Genomic DNA, 18,802 nt, shown 5'->3' on the forward strand with positions numbered 1-18,802 from the left:
GCCGCGGCCTGCAAAACGTCAATACCGGGCCGTTTTGGCCGCTTTCAGTGCCGTTCTGTCCAAGCTGTCCCCCTTCGATGCCCCTAGTTTGCGGCGCGATTCCGAAACCGGAACCGTATTGGCGGCAATCCAAGGGGGCACGATGTTTCATTTGCAACTGTTCAAGACGCTGTCGGCACTGGCCGCGGCGGGCTTCAATCCGCGTGCCTATCTGCTGTCGATCTCGTTGGGCAACACGGTGACCGATCACCGCGAGGTCAAGCTGCCGCCGCGCGCTGCCCGATGATGAGCAGCACCATGAAAAAAAGCATTTTCGTGGCCCTGACCATTGCCCTGGCGGGCTGCCAAACGGGCCAGGCCGACAGCAACACGGCATTGATCGCGAGCGCGGCCGGCAGCAACAAGGCCCGGAACGAACCATCGACGGAAACCGCCTGCGCCGAGGCCGCCAAGAAGGCGGCGAAGGCGCAGACCAATGCGGCTCTGCTCGGCGGTGTCCTGTCGATGGCGGGGGGTCTTGGCGGTCTGGCTGGCAATGGTGGGGTCATTGCCGGCCAGGCCGCCTCGATCGGCGGCTCGGTTCTGCAGTCCCAGGCGACGAGCAGTGCCCGGGCCGGCGTTGTGGAGGACTGTTATGGCTGAGCGGCGTTTCGCAGCCATGCGCCGGCTAGCCGGCGCGCTCGCACTTGCCGGCATGATGTTCGACAGCCCGCATGCCTTGGCGCTGACAGCGCGGGATGCGTCGGCGGTCGTCGGCCTGATCGAGGCCTTGCAGCCCGAATTCGGTCAGTTCGCCTATGACGAGGAGATCGCCGCCGACTGGTATGAGCGCGATGCGGCGGACAAGGGCTTGATCGGCACAGCCGGCTTCACCGCCGACAGCTGGAAGGTCGCGCTTGGCGAGACCATGCGCGGGTTCCTGGCGACGATGTCGGCCGCAGAACTCGATGCCATTTTCGCCAAGCTCAGGGGTGCCATATCCGGCATGAGGGAGCTGACCGACGCACAGAAGTCAGAGACCATCTCGGCCATCGACGAAGAGGTCGAAGGATTGATGGCTTTGCGGGCCGAGGGCGACCCCTTCGCCGATGTCGTCAGGCCGCTGACGCCAAAAATCCGCAGCCTCATCCTCGGCCCGGCGATGGGGCGATAGGATGTTGGGCAACAGCAAACGGGTGGCGGGAAAAGCAACTCCGAGCGGGAGCCTCGAGGCCGAACATCGCGGCATTTTCCCAGCCACGGCACGTGTCAGGCGGGGCAGCCCGATCGCAATGCTTATCTGCCTGCTGGCTTCCAGCTGCAGCCAGACGGACTCGCCGGAAGGTCTTGGCGAAGCCCTGGCTGCAGTCGAGGCGACCAGAAAAATGCAGGATTGCCGGGCGCGCATGAACGAGACCGCCGGGCAGATGAAGATGATGGGCGCGGTCAATGGCGCCGTCGGCACCGCCGGGGCCGTGCGCGGCAAGCTCAGCCGCCAGATGCAATCATGCTGAGACGATTTCGCACTCCTCGAGATCGCGCAGATAGAGGAACATCGACGCCTCGCTCAGTGCCTGCGAGCGCATGATGCCTTCAGGCGTGAACTTTCCGGCAGATGCAGGCGTTTCACATGGCGGCTATATCACGCCGAAACCGAAACAGCACCCTGGTTTTCGGCTCTGTGTTCGACCCAGACATGGACCGGTTCATCCCGACCGCGGATGCTCACCGGCCCATGATCGCGCGCATTCAACTGTGTCGTGGGCGATTCCGCCTTCGCGGCTTCTATCAGTCGTGACCCAAAGCAAATGTTTGCCTGAAGTTCACGGCAAAGCGCCTGCAAACGGCTGGCGACGTTGACGGTGTCGCCCACCACCGCGAAGGAAAGATTGCGCTCGCTGCCGACCGCACCGATGACGACTGCGCCATATTGTGCACCGATCCGAACGTCCAGCGACGGGTATCCCCTGGACACCCGCTGCACATTCCAGTCTTCGAGAGCGGCGATCATCGCTTCAGCGCACTGGATGGCTCGGGTTGCGTCGTTATGGCTGGCTTGCGGAACCCCGAATGTGGCCATGATGCAATCGCCGATATAGTTGTCGACGGTGCCATGGTGGTCGAAAACGACCTGCTCCATGCGACGGTGGAACTGACGCAGAAGTTCGAACACTGCTTCGGCCGGATGATCCTCGGAATAGTGTGTGAAGCCGACGATGTCGGCGAACAGTACCGCGATATCCTGCCGGCGGACCGGACCGAAGGGCTCGTCATCCGCGGCGAGCTGGTCGACGACATTTGGCGAAAAATGCCGGGCGAGATTGGCGCGGGCGCGCTCTGCCTTGACATAGTCTTCCGACAGATGTCGAGAACGAGAGACGACCAACGCCATGATCGCGCCGATAATCAGCACAACCAACACGTTGGTCGCCTGCGCGAATGTGTCGACGAAATTGGGATTGAGATAGAGGTTCAGTCGCTCTGTCGTCGGCAGCGAATAGAGGTTCGTCGCCGGAAGGACGGTTCCCGCATGAAGAATCACCCATCCCACCCCGATCGTCCACGTCAAGGCTGCGAGCGCTCCGAGATAGAGCGCCAATCGGGTCGAAAGGGTCAGCGCGCCAAGGCACACGAAAATCAACAGGAATTTGAAGCTGCCTTCGCGCAGTTGCATCGCGGCCGGCGCGACCTCCGGGGAAAACGGGTTGGGCGTTACCAGCAGAACGGTCAACAGAACGATGTCCAGCGTGCCTACGAGATAACCGATCCACCATGGCGCGTTGCGACGGCGCGCAAAGCGAAACTGGATCAGGCCGACGAGCTGGAACAACATGAGGCCCGCCAGCACGAAGAGCAGAGAGGCATCCCAGCGGCTGATTAATGAAAAGAAGCAGGAGATCACGGCGAGCGATGCCGTACGCGCCCAGAACTGCAATGCAGCACCTTGGCGTTCTGCGCGCTCTCGCAAATTTCTCAGCCGTGAATAGCGGCGAAGTTCAAGTGTTGGCGCGGTCGGCATAGGATCACTTCGATTTCGCGGGGACGTGTCACGCATTTGGCAAACCCGCCTTCTACTGGCAAATCAGTGCGCGAACTCTACCATGATTGCGGTTTCATTTTTGAAACGCGGCTGCAAAGAGTAAAATGTCCGGACAAAGGACCACGGTGAAAGCTGAAGCAGGATAGGCGGAGGCTTCCCTGTTCAGGTCACGAAGATTGGTGGCATTCGACGCCGCCGCGAAGCGACTTTCCTTGCATCTGGGACTAAAGTGAGCCCGCTCGCCTAAAGCGTGCTCCCCGCTTGCTTGAGATCAAAAAGTTGACGTTCAGGCGACCGCCGGCCGGCAAATCCCGGCCCCTACCGCACCTCGATCTTGCCTTTCAGCTGCGCCCGCGCCTCCTCGATCGACGCTGCATAGGTCACCAGCGGACGCTTCACGCCGTGGTTGATCAGCATGCGCCGGATCTGCGGCGCGGCGCCTGATATGATGAAGCGGACGCTGGCGCGCCTGGCCTTGTGGGCGGCGCCCTCGATGACGTTGGCCGCCGTCGAATCGAAGAACGGTACGGCCGAGCAGTCGAGGATGAAGTTCCTGCGCTGGTCGGCGATGCGGTCGAGTACGGTGCCGACGGTCGATGCCGCGCCGAAGAAGAAGGCGCCCGAGATGCGGTAGACCACGGTGTCGGCGTCGGTCGCCTCGCTGGCATCGTAGGCGTTGGCGCTGTCGGCGACATCCTCCTGCACCAGCGGCTGATCGGCCTCGACCGCAATCGACTTGGCCATGCGGTCGATGAACAGGATCGAGCCCAGCACGAAGCCGACGACGATGCCTTCGGTGAGATCGCGGAAGATGACGAGCAGAAAGGTCGCCATCAGCACCAGCGCATCGCCGCGCGAGGCACGCAGCAAGGTGGCGAAGGCCTGCTTCTCGAACATGTTCCAGCACACGACCGCCAGCACGCCAGCCAGGGCTGCGAGCGGGATGTAGCTGGCGAGCGGCGCCGCCACCAGCATCAAAGCGAGCAGGATGGCGGAGTGGACGATGCCCGAAACCGGTCCGTGGGCGCCGGCCCGCACATTGGTCGCGGTGCGGGCGATGGTGCCGGTGGCGCAGATGCCGCCGAACAGGGCGGACGCGATGTTGGCGAAGCCTTGCGCCACCAGTTCGCAGTTGGAACGATGCCGCCGGCCCGTCATCCCGTCGGCGACCACCGCCGACAGCAGCGATTCGATCGCGCCGAGCAGGGCAAAGGCAATGGCATCCGGCAGCACGTCAATCATCCTGCCCAGGCTGATCGGCGGCAGAGCGGGCATTTGCAGGCTACGCGGGATGCCGCCAAAGCGAGTGCCTATCGTCTCCGCCGGCAGCGAGAGAAGCGCCACGACCAGCGATGCCAGCCCGATGGCGATGAGCATGGCAGGCCATGTCGGCCGCCAGCGCTTCAGGCCGGCGATGGTGAAGATGGTCAACACCGCCACGAAGGTCGCCGCAAGATTGATGGTGCCGGCCGCCTCACCGACCGCGATCAACTTCGGCACCAGCGGGCCCGGCTCCCTGCCGGCAAGCTTCAACCCGAACAGTTCGACGATCTGTCCTGAAAAGATGATGACGGCGATGCCGGCGGTGAAGCCGACCGTCACCGGATAGGGAATGAACTTGATGTAGGTGCCGAGGCGGAGATAGCCCATGGCGAGCAGGAAGACCCCTGCCATCATCGTTGCCAACAGCAGTCCATCGATGCCGACCCGGGCAACCGTCGCGGCCACCAGCACGATGAAGGCGCCGGCCGGACCACCGATCTGGAAGCGGCTGCCGCCGAGCGCCGAAATGATGAAGCCGCCGACGATCGAGGTGTAGAGGCCGCGCTCGGGCGTCACGCCCGAGGCGATGGCGATCGCCATCGACAAGGGCAGCGCGACGATGGCGACCGTCAGCCCGGCAATGGCGTCCGCCTTGAAGTCGGCGAACGTGTAGCCCTCGCGCCAGACCGTCACCAGCTTCGGCGTGAACAATTCGGAAAATGTCGGTTTTACCGGCCTATGGGCCGACCTGTGGGCCGGTTGATGCACTGCCCGCTGCGTCTGATCCATGGACTGCCTTTCGCACCCTGAAAGGCGGCGGGATCGTCGGCAGGGCTGTCGGCGGTCGCCGTCGCGACTTTATGCCGGCTCAGCCTTGGGATCCCGCGGCACGGCAGCCTTGAGGCGCACGCCCCGGCCGCCGCGCTCGCTGGTCTGGTTCTCGCCGATCAGCTCCACCCCGGCCTCGTCGAGAGCCTGGATGACCTTCATCAGCGTGTCGACCACGCCCCTGACCACGCCATCGCTCGCCTCCATGCGCTGGATGGTTGGAAGCGAAACGCCGGCGCGCTCGGCGAGCGTCTTCTGATCGATGCCGGCCAGCGCCCTTGCGGCGCGCATCTGCGCGGCAGTGATCATCGGCCGGAATCCCCGTCTGAGTCTGCAGGAATAAGGTATAATACTATCATTGTGATGTTTCAAGCATTAGGATGAACGTCTGAGGCGTAAAGGGGCGGCTGACCGATCATTCAGATACTTCCCGGGATTGTGCCTAGGGTGTCCATCTAGGCAGGGGGTAACGCGGTTGAATTCTTCAAGACCTTCATGACCTGGGCGGCCTTGCTGTCGGTGGGCTGCGGGCACGGGCTGATCGACCGGCTGATCTAGTCTCCAGTCTCGCTGTCGCCGTTCAGGCGCTGCCCGCGCCATCGCTGCCACGCCCGGGCAGCGAGCCAGCACAGCATCGCCCAGACGAAGCCGGCGCACCAGCCGGCAAGCACATCCGATGGCCAGTGGACGCCAAGATAGATGCGGCTGATGCCGACCAGCAGCGTCGTCAGCACCGCCAGCGACAGCACATAGATCTTCGTCGTTCGACCGGGCAGGAAGCGTGCCGCCAGCGCGCCGAGCGTCAGATAGGTCACGGCCGACAGCATGGCGTGGCCGCTCGGAAAAGACAGCGTCGTTTCGTTGACGAGATGCGAGACGAGTTCGGGGCGCGGCCGGTCGATGCCGGCTTTCAGCAGGCTCGACAGCACCTGACCGCCGGCCACCGCCACGAAGATGAAAAGGGCGGTCGCCGGCCTGCGGATAAGCAGGAGATAGACGATTACCGCCGTCACGATCAGCACCAACACGCTGCCGCTGCCAAGACTTGTGATGTCGCGCATCGCCCCTTGCAGCCACAGCGGGCCGATCGGGCTGTCAGGGCGCCCCGCCTGGCGGAAGGCGAGCAGGATCTCGGTGTCGAAGGCGTGCGGCGTGGTGGCGCGCGCAATCTCCATCAGCTCCTCGAATCCCCACAGGCCGGCGGCGATGACCAGGCCGGCCAGCAGCACCGGGAATTCGACCCGGTTGAGCAAAGCGTTCGCGGCGTTCTTCATCGGCAATTCGCCCGTTACAGCCGACCTTGCAGATAGGGTCCGAGCGTGATCAGCGCCACCGCTGCGATCGCCAGCATGATGCCGGTCGCCTGCAGCGCATTGACGCGCTCGCCGAAGAAGACCAGCGCCACGACGTTCACGGAGACCAGCTGGATGACGGCGGAAAGGCTGAACGACACCGACATGCCGAATTCGCGGATCAGCCGCAGCATGATCAGATTGCCCAGCGAATAGAGCGCCAGCGTCAGCGCTATCTTGCCAAGGCTCGGCGCAAGGCCCCATTGCTTGGCGGCTGTCGCCGCCAGCAGGAAAATGACCGTCGAAAAGCCGAGCTGCAGCAATCCCGAAAAACTCAACGTTTCGTCCCCTCTCGGAGCGGCTCCCGCCGCGTGCGTCGCGGACGTTGTTTCCCAAGCGCGCCGGGACGTCAAGCGACCTCGACCAAACGAAGCCCTTGGCAATGGCAAGCCGGAAGCTCAAAGTACTAACATCGCCCAATCTGTCGGTTCGAAGGGCGGTCAGGGGCTCATGATTCGCAGTTTTCAAAACCTGATGCGGCGCTGGAGCGAGCTTTCCCTTGCCCTGCAATTCGTCGTTGCCGGCGGCTTTGGCCTGCTGGCCGTCATGTTGGTGGTGGGCACCTGGGTGACGGCGCAGATCCGGGACGGCGTCATCCGCAATTCGGCCGCCACGACGGCGCTCTATGTCGACAGCGTGATTGCGCCGCTGCTTCCCGACTTACGCAAGGACCAGGAGCTCAGCGAGTCCGTCAAGCAGGCGCTGGACGAGACGCTTGGCCAGGGCGCGCTCGGCAAGCGCCTCCAATCGTTCGTGCTCTGGCGCCGCGACGGCACGGTTCTCTACGCTAAGGAGGCGTCCCTGATCGGCCGCCGCTTCGGTCCGAGCGACAATCTGCGTTCCGCCTTCGAAGGCAATGTCGTCGCTGAATTCAATACATTCGATGATGATGAACGCGAGGAGAAGGCTACCGGCTTGCCATTGCTGGAGATATACAATCCCGTGCGCGAGCCCTGGTCGGGCGAGGTGGTGGCGGTCACCGAGTTTTATGAGATCGCCGACGATTTCCAGGCCACCCTGGCGTCCGCCCTGTGGTCGAGCTGGCTGATCGTGGCCGGCGCGACGCTCGCGGCATTCCTGCTCCTGTCGGGCATCGTCCTGCGCGGCAGCCGCACCATCGACGATCAGCGTGGGGCACTGCGCCGCCAGGTCTCGGAGCTGCAGGGTCTGGTGGCGCAAAACAGTGCTTTGCGACTGCGCGTGCAACGGGCGTCCCGCCGCGCCACCGCGCTCAACGAAAGATATCTGCGCCGGATCGGCGCCGACCTCCATGACGGCCCGGCCCAACTCGTGGCACTGGCGGCGCTGCGCATGGACAGCCCGATATTTTCCAGCGACGGCCATTCGAGCGTAAGCCGTTCGACCGAGGTCGCAATGATCCGCAAGACACTGGAGGACGCGATGCGCGAAATACGCGGCATCTGCACCGGCCTTGTTTTGCCGCAGATCGAGACGGCTGCCGCAACCGACATTCTGCGGCTGGCGGTCAAGGAACACGAGCAGAGGACGGGAACGTCGGTGACGCTGACGCTGACCGGACACTTGCCGGAGCCCGGCGCCTCCGAGAAGATCAGCATCTATCGTTTCGTCCAGGAAGGGCTGAACAACGCCTATCGCCACGGGTTGGGCAAGGATCAGGCGGTGAGTGCGGGGATGAAAGGTGGCCGGCTTTTTGTCGAAGTGTCGGACGGCGGGCCCGGTTTCGATCCGGCGGCACGGGTCGAGGGTCTCGGCCTCGCCGGCCTCAGGGAGCGGGTCGAAAGCATTGGCGGACAGTTCGAAACCTTGACCGGGCCGCAAGGTACGCGTTTGGTGATCCGTCTATCGGTCGAGGAGCAAGCATGACTGGGACCATTCGCATCGCCATTGTCGACGATCACCCCCTCTTTCGCGAAGGTGTGACGCGCAGCCTGTCGGAGATCGGAGGCTTCGAGATGGTTGGCGAGGGCGCCACGGCGCAGGATGCCGAACGCCTCGCCACGACGGTGCGGCCCGACATCTTGCTGCTCGATATCTCCATGCCGGGCGGCGGGCTGACCGCGGTGGCAAGCATTCTCGCCAGCCATCCGGCCCAGAAGATCGTCATGCTGACCGTTTCGGAGGCCAACGCCGATGTGACAAAGGCGCTGAACGCAGGGGTGAATGGCTATGTCCTCAAAGGCGTCGGGTCGCGCGGGCTCGCCGACATCCTGCGCAATGTTGCAGCCGGCGAAAGCTATCTGTCGCCGACGCTGTCGGCCCGGCTGCTTTCGGATCTCCAGTCCCAGCAGCCGACCGACGGCATTGCGGAACGGCTGCGGCAGCTCACCGATCGGCAGACGGAAATCCTGCGGCTGGTGGCGGAGGGGCTGAGCAACAAGGAAGTCGCCTTGCGGCTTGAGCTGCAGGAGAAGACCGTCAAGCATCACATGACCGGGGTGCTGTCGAAGCTCAATGTGCGAAACCGCACCGAAGCAGCCTTGATGATGCGTGAGTTGCGCGACCGCGACAGGCCTTCCTAAAGCAACGAGAGCATGATGCCGAAAGGTGTGAAGCGGTTTTCGGAAGACATCATGCTCTATCTCTTTGATTTAGAGGCGGATTTAGATTTCAGGCCGATTTCGACCTGAAATCATCCGGCTCTAGGGGAATTCGCAGCGGTTTCCGTCCTGGATTGCGCAAAACAACGATTGCAAGGTTGCGTGCCTCCGCAAGGTGCGGACCGCGCAAAAGCGCGTCGCGCCTCGGGGACCGGGGCGGCACCGCCAAAAACGAGGTCACCTCCGCCGGGGGGCGGCGGAGGTGACGTGCAAAGCTGACCGTTGCCTGTTGGCCAGCTTCACAAGGCCTTGAGACGATCGGCATCGGCCGGCGTGGCCTGGCGGTCGATGATCGTGCGACCGAGCGCGTCCTTCATGCTGAAACGTCCGTTCTCAAGCTTTTCCGTTATGCCGTCGGGATGCCGGACCGTGATCTTGTTGCCGGTCACGTCGACCTTGTCACCGGTCTTTGCATTGACATGGCTTCCGCTCTTACCCTGATTGGATCCCGATTTGCCGCTATTGCCGCTGTTGCCATTCCCGCTATTCCCGCCGCTGTTCCCTCCATTGCCGCCGCCGGAATTGCCGCCGTTGCCGCCGCCACCACCGCTGTTACCGCCACCCTTGGCGTATGCGCTGGCGGTGTGAATGCCGGGAACGGAGCCCTCCAGGACAATTTGGTAGGGAGCAATCGTCAACGCCAGCGCCGCTGCCGATTTGAGCGCCAGCCGGCAGCAACGGGTCGTGACCGATCTGTGCATTTTGATCTCCGACGACTGAGCCCGGCGCGCCCCACCCCAACGTTGCAGTGCAACAACATTGCCGAAAGACGCGGGGTCCGGAAGCGACCTCCGACCGTTGCGGTTGTCAACTAGGACCTTTGAAAGCGCAAGATTGGACTAAAGTCCCAAGCGTATGCTACATTAGCTTTGCATGAACGGCGCCGCGACCGCCATCGCTAAATGGGAGACTCGCTTTCCCTACGCCTGACGACGGCAGACGCCGAACATCAAGTCACCTCCGCCGGGGGCGGCGGAGGTGACTTTGTCGAGCCGGCCGTTTGCAACGACTGACCCCATGGATGCGCGGCGAAACATGCCGCCGAAGGTCTCCTTCCTCTCGAAAAGACGATTCCGGAGCAGTTCACGGCCTTCGGGAATGCTGAGCCAGCGCTGCGCGTAATGCCTGTCGCGCCTGAAAGGTCTCCCGATGTCACGAAAATGTGACCCGGCGATTATAAGGGGGGTCAAACAGGTACCCCACGCTCCAGCCAACCCGACAGCCAGAGGCAAGCCACCATGACTGACCTTCGCTCCGCCGACACCCGATTCCGCACCAGCCTGCTCGAGGAAAACGACGGCCCGGCCATCAACGCCTCCGACAACCGCACCATGGGCGAGATCATCGCCGCGCGGTTCTCGCGCCGCGGCTTCCTCAAGGGCTCGCTGGCCGTCTCGGCCATCGCCGCCACCGTCAGCCCGCTGGCGCTGATCAGCGCCGACGAGGCCAGGGCCGCGGAAGGCTCGGCCTTCGCGTTCGACGAACTTGAGGCCGGCATCGACGACAAGCACCATGTCGCGTCGGGTTACGATGCCGATGTCCTGCTGCGCTGGGGCGATCCGTTGTTTGCCGATTCGCCCGACTTCGACCCGACGAAACAGTCGGCCGAGGCCCAGGCGAAACAGTTCGGCTACAACAATGACTATGTCGGCTACATCCCGATCGACGGCTCGGCCGAACATGGCCTGCTGGTGGTCAACCACGAATACACCAATCCGCATCTGATGTTCCCGGGCATCGTAAAGATCGTCGAGAAGGACGGCAAGAAGTCGGCAGAAGTCGCACCCCTCTCGAAGGAGCAGGTCGATGTCGAGATGGCCGCCCATGGCGGCACCATCGTCGAGATCCGCAAGGACGGTGGCAAATGGCAGGTGGTGCGCGACGGCAAGCTCAATCGCCGCATCACCGCCAACACCGAAATGGCGCTGTCCGGCCCCGTTGCCGGCCATGACCGCGTCAAGACCAAAGCCGATCCGTCCGGCACCAAGGTTTTCGGCACCGTCAACAATTGCGCCGGCGGCGTCACGCCCTGGGGCACCTATGTGATGGCCGAGGAGAACATCCATGGCTATTTTTCCGGCGAGCTGCCGGAAGACCACAAGGAAGCCGCGAACTACAAGCGTCTCGGCATTCCCGAAGGCGCCTATGAATGGGCGGCGCATTACGAGCGTTTCGACCTCGCCAAGGAACCCAACGAAGCCAACCGCTTCGGCTGGATCGTCGAGGTCGATGTCAACGACCCGACCTCGACGCCGAGGAAGCGCACCGCCATGGGCCGCTTCAAGCATGAGGGCGCCGAATCGATCGTCGCCAAGGACGGCCGCGTCGTCTTCTATCTCGGTGACGACGAGCGCTTCGACTATGTCTACAAGTTCGTGACCAGGGCCGCGTTCAATCCGAACGACCGTGCCGCCAACAAGGACCTGCTCGACGATGGCACGCTGCATGTCGCCAGGTTCGCCGAAGACGGCACGGTCGAATGGCTGCCGATCGTGTTCGGCCAGGGGCCGCTGACGGCTGAAAACGGTTTCACTGGCCAGGCCGACGTGCTGATCGAGACGCGCCGCGCCGCCGACCTGCTCGGCGCCACCAAGATGGACCGCCCGGAAGACATTCAGCCCAATGGCGTCAACGGCAAGGTCTATGTCATGCTGACCAACAATTCGAAGCGCAAGGCCGACCAGGTCGACGCCGCCAACCCGCGCGCCGAAAACGCCTTCGGCCACATCATCGAGATCGCCGAGGACGGCGGTGATTTCACGGCCGCCAAGGGCAAGTGGGAAGTGCTGCTGAAATGCGGCGATCCCTCGGTTGCCGATGTCGGTGCCACCTTCTCGACGGCAACGACGGCCAATGGCTGGTTCGGCATGCCCGACAATTGCGCGGTCGATTCGGCCGGGCGTCTCTGGGTCGCGACCGACGGCCAGGGTCCGAAAGCCACCGGCCGCACCGATGGCTTATGGGCGGTGGACACGGAGGGGGCGGCGCGGGCGACCTCGAAACTATTCTTCCGCGTGCCGATCGGCGCCGAAATGTGCGGTCCGCTGTTTGCGCCCGACGACCAGACCGCCTTCGTCGCCGTCCAGCATCCGGGCGACGGCGGAGAGGACTGGGAAGCGTTCGGGCGCCCGTCCTACTATGAGGACCTGTCGACGCGTTGGCCCGACTTCAAGCCCGACATGCCGGTGCGGCCGTCGGTCGTCGCCATCACCAAACAGGGCGGCGGCAAGATCGCGGTCTGATTGCCCACTCGCATGGGCAGCAGCGGAGCAGAATTTGCGCCGCTGCTGCGCCTTGAGCCGCGGCATGTATCCCTTGGGCTGCGGAGCAGCTCCTGGGGTCTGCGCCGCGTCGCTTCGCCCCTTGCTCCGCCCCAGGATGGCGAGGCGACGGGGGGAAGTCGGTCAAGCCTCGGGAAAGATTGGCAATTTAAACATGGCGCTCTAGGTCTTTATCAGGAGATCGCCATGTCGAAGTCCGTCTATGACCGTGGCTTGCTCAAGCCAGCCGATATCGCCAAGCTGCAGCGCGTGTTCGACGAGGCCTGCCGGCGGCGCGAGGCACATCCCGATTCCGCCGACGCGCGGGAAATCGCGCTTAACCTGCTCGCCTTGCACAATGCCGGCATGGTGGAAGAGGACATGCTGATGGAAGCCGTCGGTTTCCGGCGGCTGGAACCGAAATCAGCGTGATGCGCTGGATTGGTGCGAGGCCGACCTTGCAATTCGTTTGGCGATCGCCTTGGCCAGGATGCCGGCATTGGCGAAGCAGCCGCGAATGCTTGGCCGCATGCCGGTGAACCACAGACCGGGCAATTTTGGATCGGCTTCGCCACCGTTGAAGAGCGGAACGCCCTTGGCGTCGAGCACGCCGAGCTTGCCGACCATGGGCTCCAGCCCCGTGCGGTAGCCTGTCGCGGCAATGACGATGTCGGGATGGATCAGGCTGCCATTGGCCAGGATCACGCCATCGCGGGTGAATTCCCGTATGCCCGGCACGACGGTGATCTTGCCGGCCTTGATGGCGCCGACGGCGCCGTCGTCGGCGGCGATCGCGGTGTAATCCGAGCTCAGGCGGCTGGCGCCGCCCGCAGGCGCGGGCGGCAGACCGAATTTGGTCAGGTCGCCGAAAACCAGCCGCTGCGTTGCCGCCATCACCGCATCGGCGAGCCGCAACGGCAAGCGCGCCATGATCGGCGAAAGCCGGTGCACGGCGATCTTGCAGATGCGCTTGGGCAGCAGGGCGGGACCGTTGCGGGCCGACAGCCAGATGGCGGCCGTGTCTATGCCGGCCAGATGATTGAGCGCATCGAAGCCCGAATTGCCGGCGCCGACGACCAGCACTTTTTGGCCCGCATAGGCTTGCGCGTCACCAAAATCCGCCGAATGGATGATGCGCCCGACGAAATCCCTCATGCCTTTCCATTCGGGCGTGAACGGCTGCCTGTCGCGGCCGGTAGCGATGACGACATTGCGGGCCAAGCGCGGTCCGGCGCTGGTGCGCAATGCCCAGTGATCGCCCTTGAAGATGATCTCTTCGACCGCGACGCCAAACTGCACCGGCAGCCGGTTCTCCTTCTGGAAATCGTTCATGTGGCGGATGACGACCATTCTTTGCGGAAAGGCGGGCGTGCCAGGGGGAAAGGCGAGACCAGGCAGCGAAGAAAGATCGCGATGGGTGTTGAGATGCAATTGCTGGTGGCGCCGGTGCCAGGGCTCGGCCAGCCGGCTTTCCTTTTCCAGGATCGCCGTAGGCACGCCGGCGTTCATCAAGGCATGCGCGGCAGCCAGCCCGGCAGCACCGGCGCCGACGACGATTGCCGGCTCGACCGTGGCCGGCAGATCCGCAACCGATCTGATTGTCGTATCAGTCATTCACTCGAATCCCATTGGACGTCCCGCCGTAAGGCTCGCAGGACGCTGTAACCGTTTGATCGCGCGCAGGATCCCCTGCAGCAAACCGCGGCCGAATTTCGAGCGATGCGATTTAGCGCCACACGCCGGGCCGCGGTTGCGCTCTATATGGCATATGCGCGATATCAACGGTAATCAGGTCGCGGCAATGTGATTGATTCGAGGCCTTGGGTGGCTGGCGGGTCTCGGTTATCCCCCACGCGCATGCCCGAAATCGAGTCCGATTTTCGAGTCATGCGCAGAATCAAAGTGTTACAGCACCTTGGCGCGTCCTGGACGGCCGGCGCTGTAGGCGGCACGCGGAATCTCGACCATGCCCTCCTTGCGGTTCTATTTCGACAAGATCCTTGAGGCCGCCGCGCCCGAGGTCGAGCGGCAGGCGCTGACCCATATCGAACGCCTGGCACTGGTGCGCCGCTATGGCGACTTCTCGCTCGCCTATTCCACCGCCGTGCAAGGCAAGCTTTCCTATTTCGGCGACGCCGATGGCTACATCGCCTTCGGTACCAAGATGAAGCACCATTTCGCGCTCGGCGACCCGGTGGCGGCTCCGGCGCGTCGGGCCGATTACATCAAGCGCTTCGTCGAGACCGCCGGCAGCCCATGGTTCGTGCAGGTCGGCGAGGACACCGCACGCGTGCTGGCCGGCCTTGGCTACAAGGTCAATCGCCTCGGCATCGACACCCGCCTCGCCCTGCCCGAGCATGATTTTTCCGGGAAGCGCAACGAGACCGTGCGCTACTCCGAACGCTGGCTGCTGAAGAAAGGCTTTTCGTTCGAAGAGGACAAGCGCACGATCTACCTCGACGAGATCGCCCGGCTTTCGGAAAACTGGCGCGGCGACCGCATCGTCAAGCGCTGGGAGATGGGTTTTCTCAACCGCCATTTCGCCGACCATCTCGGCACCGACATGCGCCGTTTCGTCCTGCACGGTCCCGATGGCGAACTGGTCGCTTTGCTCGACTTCGACCCGTTGTTTGCCGGCGGCAAGGTCATCGGCTACACCACCGCCTTCAAGCGCAAGCATCTCGACGCCTCACCGCATGCCGAGATCGGCCTGACCAAGTTCGCCGTTGACCGTTTTCGCGAAGAGGGCATCTCGGTGGTCACGCTCGGCCTGTCGCCGCTCGTCGATGTGGGCCCGAGCGGATTTGCCGAAAGCGATTTCTGGCGCAATGCCTTCCAGCGCGCCTATTCTTCTCCCTGGGTCAATCGGCGCAGGTTCAACCTGCAGGGCCAAGCGGCGTTCAAGCGCCGCTTCCACGGCGTCGAGGAGCCGGTCTACATCGCCTTCCGCAAGGGGACGTATGTCGAGATGCTGGGGTTGCTGCGGCTGGTCAAGGCGATCTAGGTCTGGCGATATTCAGGTGAGGCCGGCCTGACTTGAATCTCGACAGACCTGACAGCGTCACACGGCGCTTTCGCCGCTCAGTTCCTGAGCCGGTAGCCGGTCCTGAAGATCCAGGCGACGATCGCTATGCAGATCAGCAGAAAGACGATCGTCATGCCGAGGCTGATACCGACCGAGACATCGGATTTGCCGTAGAAGCTCCAGCGGAAGCCGCTGATCAGATAGACGACCGGATTGAACAGCGTCACCGTGCGCCAGATCTCGGGCAGCATGTTGATCGAATAGAAGCTGCCGCCGAGGAAGGTCAGCGGCGTGATGATCAACAGCGGCACCAGCTGCAGCTGCTCGAAACTCTTCGCCCAGATGCCGATGATGAAGCCGAACAGGCTGAAGGTCACCGCCGTCAGCACCAGGAAGGCGAGCATCCAGAACGGATGCAGGATGGTCAGCGGCACGAACAGCGAGGCGGTGGCCAGGATGATCAGACCGAGAAGGATCGACTTGGTCGCGGCGCCGCCGACATAGGCGATGACGATCTCCAGATAGGAGACCGGCGCCGACAGAAGCTCGTAGATCGAGCCGACGAATTTCGGGAAGTAGATGGCAAAGGAGGCGTTGGAGATCGACTGCGTCAACAGCGACAGCATGATCAGACCCGGCACGATGAAGGCGCCGTAACTGATGCCGTCGATCTCGGTGATGCGCGAGCCGATGGCCGAGCCGAAGACGACGAAATACAGCGATGTCGAGATGACCGGCGAGACGATGCTCTGCAGCACGGTGCGGAAAGCACGCGCCATTTCCATCCGATAGATCGCCCATACGGCGCGAAGGTTCATGGTTCCCTCCTCACCAGATTGACGAAGATCTCCTCGAGCGAAGAGTTTTGCGTGTCGATATCGCGGAACTGGATGCCGCCGGCCTCGAGATCGCGCATCAACGAGGCGACGCCGGGCCGCTCGGCCTGATTGTCATAGGTGTAGGTCAGCTGCCCGCCATCGGGCGACAACTCCAGCGCATAGCGCGAGAGCGCCTCGGGAATGGCCGTCAGCGGATTGCGCAGTTCCAGCACCAGCCGCTTGCGGCCGAGCTTGCGCATCAGTTCGGCCTTGTTCTCGACCAGGATGATCTCGCCGCGGTTGATGACGCCGACCCGGTCGGCCATCGCCTCGGCTTCCTCGATATAATGCGTGGTGAGGATGATGGTGACGCCGTCCTCGCGCAGCCGGCGCACCATCGCCCACATGTCCTGGCGCAGCTCGACGTCGACGCCGGCGGTCGGCTCGTCGAGGAACAGGATGCGCGGCTCATGCGACAGCGCCTTGGCGATCATCAGCCGGCGCTTCATGCCGCCCGACAGGGTGATCGCCTTGGCGTCCTTCTTGTCCCACAGCGACAGGTCGCGCAGCACCTTCTCGACAAAGCCGGGGTTGGCCGGCTTGCCGAACAGGCCACGGCTGTAATTGACCGTCGCCCAGACGCTCTCGAAGGCGTCGATTGTCAGTTCCTGCGGCACCAGCCCGATCAGACCGCGCGCGGCGCGATAATCCTTGTTGATGTCGTGGCCGTCGACGGTGACGGTGCCCGACGAACGGTTGACGATGCCGCAGACGATCGAGATCAGCGTCGTCTTGCCGGCGCCATTGGGTCCAAGCAGCGCGAAGATCTCGCCGCGCTGAATGTCGAGATTGACTTCCTTGAGCGCGGTGAAACCGGTGGCGTAGGTCTTGGAGACCCCGGAAATGGACAGGATGGAAGGCATGGATGAAAACGGCTGCTTGAAAGAGGTCCCCTGATATAGGCCGAATGTCGGTGCTTGCAACCGCAAGTCAATGCCCTGCTGACAGTTCTCGACAATCGTGCCGGCCGGCCGTTGCAGGTGCGGCGCACAGGCCCGGAGTTGCGCGGCACGCAACCGGCAAAATTGTCCTGTGGCGTTCAGCCTCGCGGCAGGACGCCGCTTTGACCTGAACTCGCTTCGGGCCTATCCTTCGCGAGTATTTGCAGCAGCCGGAGCCCATCATGGACCCGCTCATACTTTCGCGTATCCAGTTCGGCGCGAATATTTCATTCCATATTCTATTTCCGACGATCACCATTGCGCTGGGTTGGGTGCTGCTGTTCTTCAAGCTGCGTTACAACGCGACCAACGATTCCGCCTGGATGCGCGCCTATTTCACCTGGGTGAAGGTGTTCGCGCTGTCCTTTGCCATGGGCGTGGTTTCGGGCGTCACCATGAGCTTTCAGTTCGGCACCAACTGGCCGGGCTACATGGAAAAGGTCGGCAACATCGCCGGGCCGCTGCTGGCCTACGAAATCCTCACCGCCTTCTTCCTCGAAGCGGCCTTTCTCGGCATCATGCTGTTCGGCTTCCGCCGCGTCTCCAACCGCATCCACACGCTGGCGACGGTGCTGGTCGCCGGCGGCACCACCGTCTCGGCATTCTGGATCATCGCGCTCAATTCCTGGATGCAGACGCCGGCCGGATTCGAGATGCGCGACGGCGTGGCGCATGCGGTCGACTGGTGGGCAATCATCTTCAATCCGTCGATGCCCTACAGGCTGACCCACATGCTGCTGGCGTCGGGGCTGACGGTGTCGTTCCTGATATCAGGCCTGTCGGCGCTGCGTTATCTCACCGGCGACCGCTCGGAATCGATGTGGAAGGCGCTGCGCACCGGCGTCTTCACCGCGGCGATCCTGATCCCGATCCAGATCTTCGCCGGCGACCAGCATGGGCTGAACACGCTGGAGCATCAGCCGCAGAAGATCGCCGCCATGGAGGCCAACTGGAACACCGGCCCCAACGTGCCGCTGGTGCTCTTCGCGCTGCCGACGAGGCGGCGAAGGAAAACAAATTCGAGATCGCCATTCCCGATGGGGCCAGCCTGGTGCTGCGGCACTCGGCCAGCGGCGTGGTGCCGGGACTGAACGACTATCCCGGCAATCATCCGCCGGTCTTTCCGGTGTTCTGGGGTTTCCGCGTCATGGTCGGCACGGGCATATTGATGCTGCTCGTCTCTTGGTCGGCGGCCTTCTTCCTCAAGCGCCGGCACAGCCTGCCGAAGCCGCTGGCCATGCTGATGGTGCCGATGGGGCTGTCGGGCTGGCTGGCGACGTTGGCCGGCTGGTACACCACCGAAATCGGCCGCCAGCCCTGGCTGGTGACGGGCGTGCTGAAAACCGCCGACGCGGTCGGCCCGGTGGCCGGCAGCCATGTCGCGCTGACGCTCGCCATATACCTCGTTCTCTATGTGCTGTTGCTGATCGCCTATCTCGGCGTGCTGGTGCACCTGGCGCTGAAGGCGGCGAAGGACGGCGACAACTCGCCGTTGCCCGGCGTGCTCAACGCGCCGATGTCGCAGCCGGCTGCGGGGGAGTGATTTGATATGGCACTCCAGCCGGGCGCCGGCGCGGCCCCTCACCTGCCTGCCGGCATCCTCTCCCCGTATAGGGACGGGGAGAGGGGCGCTCGCATCGACGGTTTCGCCAGTCAC

The 18,802-nt window shown here is 63.4% G+C and carries 18 protein-coding genes and 1 pseudogene; 10 read left to right on the forward strand and 9 right to left on the reverse strand.

Features of this window, described 5'->3' with window-relative positions; genetic code table 11:
* Positions 1-142: 142 nt before the first annotated feature.
* From NP503_RS11815 to NP503_RS11830, 4 genes are read left to right on the forward strand one after another with little or no spacing between them, the layout of a single operon-like run.
* On the forward strand, positions 143-286 hold the full coding sequence (locus NP503_RS11815) for a hypothetical protein (RefSeq protein WP_127269741.1): 144 nt from the start codon (positions 143-145) through the stop codon (positions 284-286).
* Positions 283-642 (forward strand): hypothetical protein, encoded by a 360-nt coding sequence (locus NP503_RS11820; protein ID WP_164748707.1) that lies wholly within the window; start codon positions 283-285, stop codon positions 640-642. The genes NP503_RS11815 and NP503_RS11820 overlap by 4 nt, the downstream gene beginning before the upstream one ends.
* On the forward strand, positions 635-1,153 hold the full coding sequence (locus NP503_RS11825; RefSeq protein WP_127269739.1) for a hypothetical protein: 519 nt from the start codon (positions 635-637) through the stop codon (positions 1,151-1,153). The genes NP503_RS11820 and NP503_RS11825 overlap by 8 nt, the downstream gene beginning before the upstream one ends.
* Before the next feature lies 1 nt (position 1,154).
* Complete coding sequence (locus NP503_RS11830; RefSeq protein WP_127267181.1) at positions 1,155-1,493, forward strand: hypothetical protein; 339 nt, start codon at positions 1,155-1,157, stop codon at positions 1,491-1,493.
* A 128-nt stretch (positions 1,494-1,621) separates the two neighbouring features.
* On the opposite strand, the gene NP503_RS11835 is transcribed toward NP503_RS11830, so the two are convergent.
* The 5 genes from NP503_RS11835 to NP503_RS11855 all read right to left on the reverse strand — a co-directional run bounded on the left by NP503_RS11835 (position 1,622) and on the right by NP503_RS11855 (position 6,740).
* Positions 1,622-2,998, reverse strand: coding sequence for an adenylate/guanylate cyclase domain-containing protein (locus NP503_RS11835; RefSeq protein WP_127267182.1), 1,377 nt, complete (start codon positions 2,996-2,998; stop codon positions 1,622-1,624).
* Between the two features lie 339 nt (positions 2,999-3,337).
* Positions 3,338-5,071: a SulP family inorganic anion transporter gene (locus tag NP503_RS11840; protein ID WP_127267183.1), complete on the reverse strand. Its 1,734-nt coding sequence runs from the start codon at positions 5,069-5,071 to the stop codon at positions 3,338-3,340.
* 69 nt (positions 5,072-5,140) lie between these two features.
* Positions 5,141-5,419 carry a helix-turn-helix domain-containing protein gene (locus tag NP503_RS11845; protein WP_127267184.1) on the reverse strand — a complete coding sequence of 93 codons (279 nt, stop codon included), beginning with the start codon at positions 5,417-5,419 and terminating at the stop codon, positions 5,141-5,143.
* A gap of 245 nt (positions 5,420-5,664) precedes the next feature.
* Positions 5,665-6,384, reverse strand: a complete 720-nt coding sequence (locus NP503_RS11850) for a phosphatase PAP2 family protein (RefSeq protein WP_127267185.1) — start codon at positions 6,382-6,384, stop codon at positions 5,665-5,667.
* 14 nt (positions 6,385-6,398) lie between these two features.
* On the reverse strand, positions 6,399-6,740 hold the full coding sequence (locus NP503_RS11855) for a hypothetical protein (protein ID WP_013528672.1): 342 nt from the start codon (positions 6,738-6,740) through the stop codon (positions 6,399-6,401).
* A 172-nt stretch (positions 6,741-6,912) separates the two neighbouring features.
* Between NP503_RS11855 and NP503_RS11860 the strand changes: the two genes are divergently transcribed.
* The gene (locus tag NP503_RS11860; protein ID WP_127267186.1) at positions 6,913-8,307 is read left to right on the forward strand and encodes a sensor histidine kinase; all 1,395 of its coding nucleotides are present in this window, start codon (positions 6,913-6,915) and stop codon (positions 8,305-8,307) included.
* Complete coding sequence (locus NP503_RS11865; RefSeq protein WP_023813468.1) at positions 8,304-8,963, forward strand: response regulator transcription factor; 660 nt, start codon at positions 8,304-8,306, stop codon at positions 8,961-8,963. The genes NP503_RS11860 and NP503_RS11865 overlap by 4 nt, the downstream gene beginning before the upstream one ends.
* A gap of 317 nt (positions 8,964-9,280) precedes the next feature.
* On the opposite strand, the gene NP503_RS11870 is transcribed toward NP503_RS11865, so the two are convergent.
* A complete protein-coding gene (locus NP503_RS11870; protein ID WP_127267187.1) occupies positions 9,281-9,742 on the reverse strand; it encodes a hypothetical protein in 462 nt (153 codons plus the stop codon).
* 537 nt (positions 9,743-10,279) lie between these two features.
* Between NP503_RS11870 and NP503_RS11875 the strand changes: the two genes are divergently transcribed.
* Together NP503_RS11875 and NP503_RS11880 are read left to right on the forward strand one after the other, a co-directional pair.
* On the forward strand, positions 10,280-12,283 hold the full coding sequence (locus tag NP503_RS11875; RefSeq protein ID WP_127267188.1) for a PhoX family phosphatase: 2,004 nt from the start codon (positions 10,280-10,282) through the stop codon (positions 12,281-12,283).
* 225 nt (positions 12,284-12,508) lie between these two features.
* Entirely contained in the window at positions 12,509-12,733 is a 225-nt protein-coding gene (locus NP503_RS11880; RefSeq protein ID WP_013528677.1) for a hypothetical protein, read from the forward strand.
* Here NP503_RS11880 and NP503_RS11885 read toward each other — a convergent pair.
* Entirely contained in the window at positions 12,725-13,915 is a 1,191-nt protein-coding gene (locus NP503_RS11885; protein ID WP_127269737.1) for an NAD(P)/FAD-dependent oxidoreductase, read from the reverse strand. The genes NP503_RS11880 and NP503_RS11885 overlap by 9 nt on opposite strands.
* A gap of 352 nt (positions 13,916-14,267) precedes the next feature.
* Between NP503_RS11885 and NP503_RS11890 the strand changes: the two genes are divergently transcribed.
* Complete coding sequence (locus NP503_RS11890; RefSeq protein WP_127268576.1) at positions 14,268-15,305, forward strand: phosphatidylglycerol lysyltransferase domain-containing protein; 1,038 nt, start codon at positions 14,268-14,270, stop codon at positions 15,303-15,305.
* Between the two features lie 77 nt (positions 15,306-15,382).
* Here NP503_RS11890 and NP503_RS11895 read toward each other — a convergent pair whose 3' ends face one another.
* Together NP503_RS11895 and NP503_RS11900 are read right to left on the reverse strand one after the other, a co-directional pair.
* Positions 15,383-16,144 carry an ABC transporter permease gene (locus tag NP503_RS11895; protein ID WP_127268577.1) on the reverse strand — a complete coding sequence of 254 codons (762 nt, stop codon included), beginning with the start codon at positions 16,142-16,144 and terminating at the stop codon, positions 15,383-15,385.
* On the reverse strand, positions 16,141-17,067 hold the full coding sequence (locus NP503_RS11900; RefSeq protein ID WP_127268578.1) for an ABC transporter ATP-binding protein: 927 nt from the start codon (positions 17,065-17,067) through the stop codon (positions 16,141-16,143). Before NP503_RS11900 ends, NP503_RS11895 begins: the two co-directional genes overlap by 4 nt.
* Before the next feature lie 260 nt (positions 17,068-17,327).
* Here NP503_RS11900 and NP503_RS11905 point away from each other — a divergent pair.
* A pseudogene (locus NP503_RS11905) lies at positions 17,328-18,688 on the forward strand (cytochrome ubiquinol oxidase subunit I).
* Positions 18,689-18,802: the final 114 nt, after the last annotated feature.

Origin of the sequence: Mesorhizobium sp. SEMIA396, from assembly GCF_024518615.1 — a bacterium.
GTDB lineage: Bacteria > Pseudomonadota > Alphaproteobacteria > Rhizobiales > Rhizobiaceae > Mesorhizobium.

Coding starts and splice junctions, on each gene's coding strand:
- NP503_RS11895 (WP_127268577.1), bottom strand. CDS start 16,144: ATGAACCTTCGCGCCGTATGGGCGATCTATCGGATGGAAATGGCGCGT.
- NP503_RS11820 (WP_164748707.1), top strand. CDS start 283: ATGATGAGCAGCACCATGAAAAAAAGCATTTTCGTGGCCCTGACCATT.
- NP503_RS11850 (WP_127267185.1), bottom strand. CDS start 6,384: ATGAAGAACGCCGCGAACGCTTTGCTCAACCGGGTCGAATTCCCGGTG.
- NP503_RS11890 (WP_127268576.1), top strand. CDS start 14,268: ATGCCCTCCTTGCGGTTCTATTTCGACAAGATCCTTGAGGCCGCCGCG.
- NP503_RS11815 (WP_127269741.1), top strand. CDS start 143: ATGTTTCATTTGCAACTGTTCAAGACGCTGTCGGCACTGGCCGCGGCG.
- NP503_RS11835 (WP_127267182.1), bottom strand. CDS start 2,998: ATGCCGACCGCGCCAACACTTGAACTTCGCCGCTATTCACGGCTGAGA.
- NP503_RS11840 (WP_127267183.1), bottom strand. CDS start 5,071: ATGGATCAGACGCAGCGGGCAGTGCATCAACCGGCCCACAGGTCGGCC.
- NP503_RS11845 (WP_127267184.1), bottom strand. CDS start 5,419: ATGATCACTGCCGCGCAGATGCGCGCCGCAAGGGCGCTGGCCGGCATC.
- NP503_RS11870 (WP_127267187.1), bottom strand. CDS start 9,742: ATGCACAGATCGGTCACGACCCGTTGCTGCCGGCTGGCGCTCAAATCG.
- NP503_RS11900 (WP_127268578.1), bottom strand. CDS start 17,067: ATGCCTTCCATCCTGTCCATTTCCGGGGTCTCCAAGACCTACGCCACC.
- NP503_RS11860 (WP_127267186.1), top strand. CDS start 6,913: ATGATTCGCAGTTTTCAAAACCTGATGCGGCGCTGGAGCGAGCTTTCC.
- NP503_RS11885 (WP_127269737.1), bottom strand. CDS start 13,915: ATGACTGATACGACAATCAGATCGGTTGCGGATCTGCCGGCCACGGTC.
- NP503_RS11825 (WP_127269739.1), top strand. CDS start 635: ATGGCTGAGCGGCGTTTCGCAGCCATGCGCCGGCTAGCCGGCGCGCTC.
- NP503_RS11880 (WP_013528677.1), top strand. CDS start 12,509: ATGTCGAAGTCCGTCTATGACCGTGGCTTGCTCAAGCCAGCCGATATC.
- NP503_RS11875 (WP_127267188.1), top strand. CDS start 10,280: ATGACTGACCTTCGCTCCGCCGACACCCGATTCCGCACCAGCCTGCTC.
- NP503_RS11830 (WP_127267181.1), top strand. CDS start 1,155: ATGTTGGGCAACAGCAAACGGGTGGCGGGAAAAGCAACTCCGAGCGGG.
- NP503_RS11865 (WP_023813468.1), top strand. CDS start 8,304: ATGACTGGGACCATTCGCATCGCCATTGTCGACGATCACCCCCTCTTT.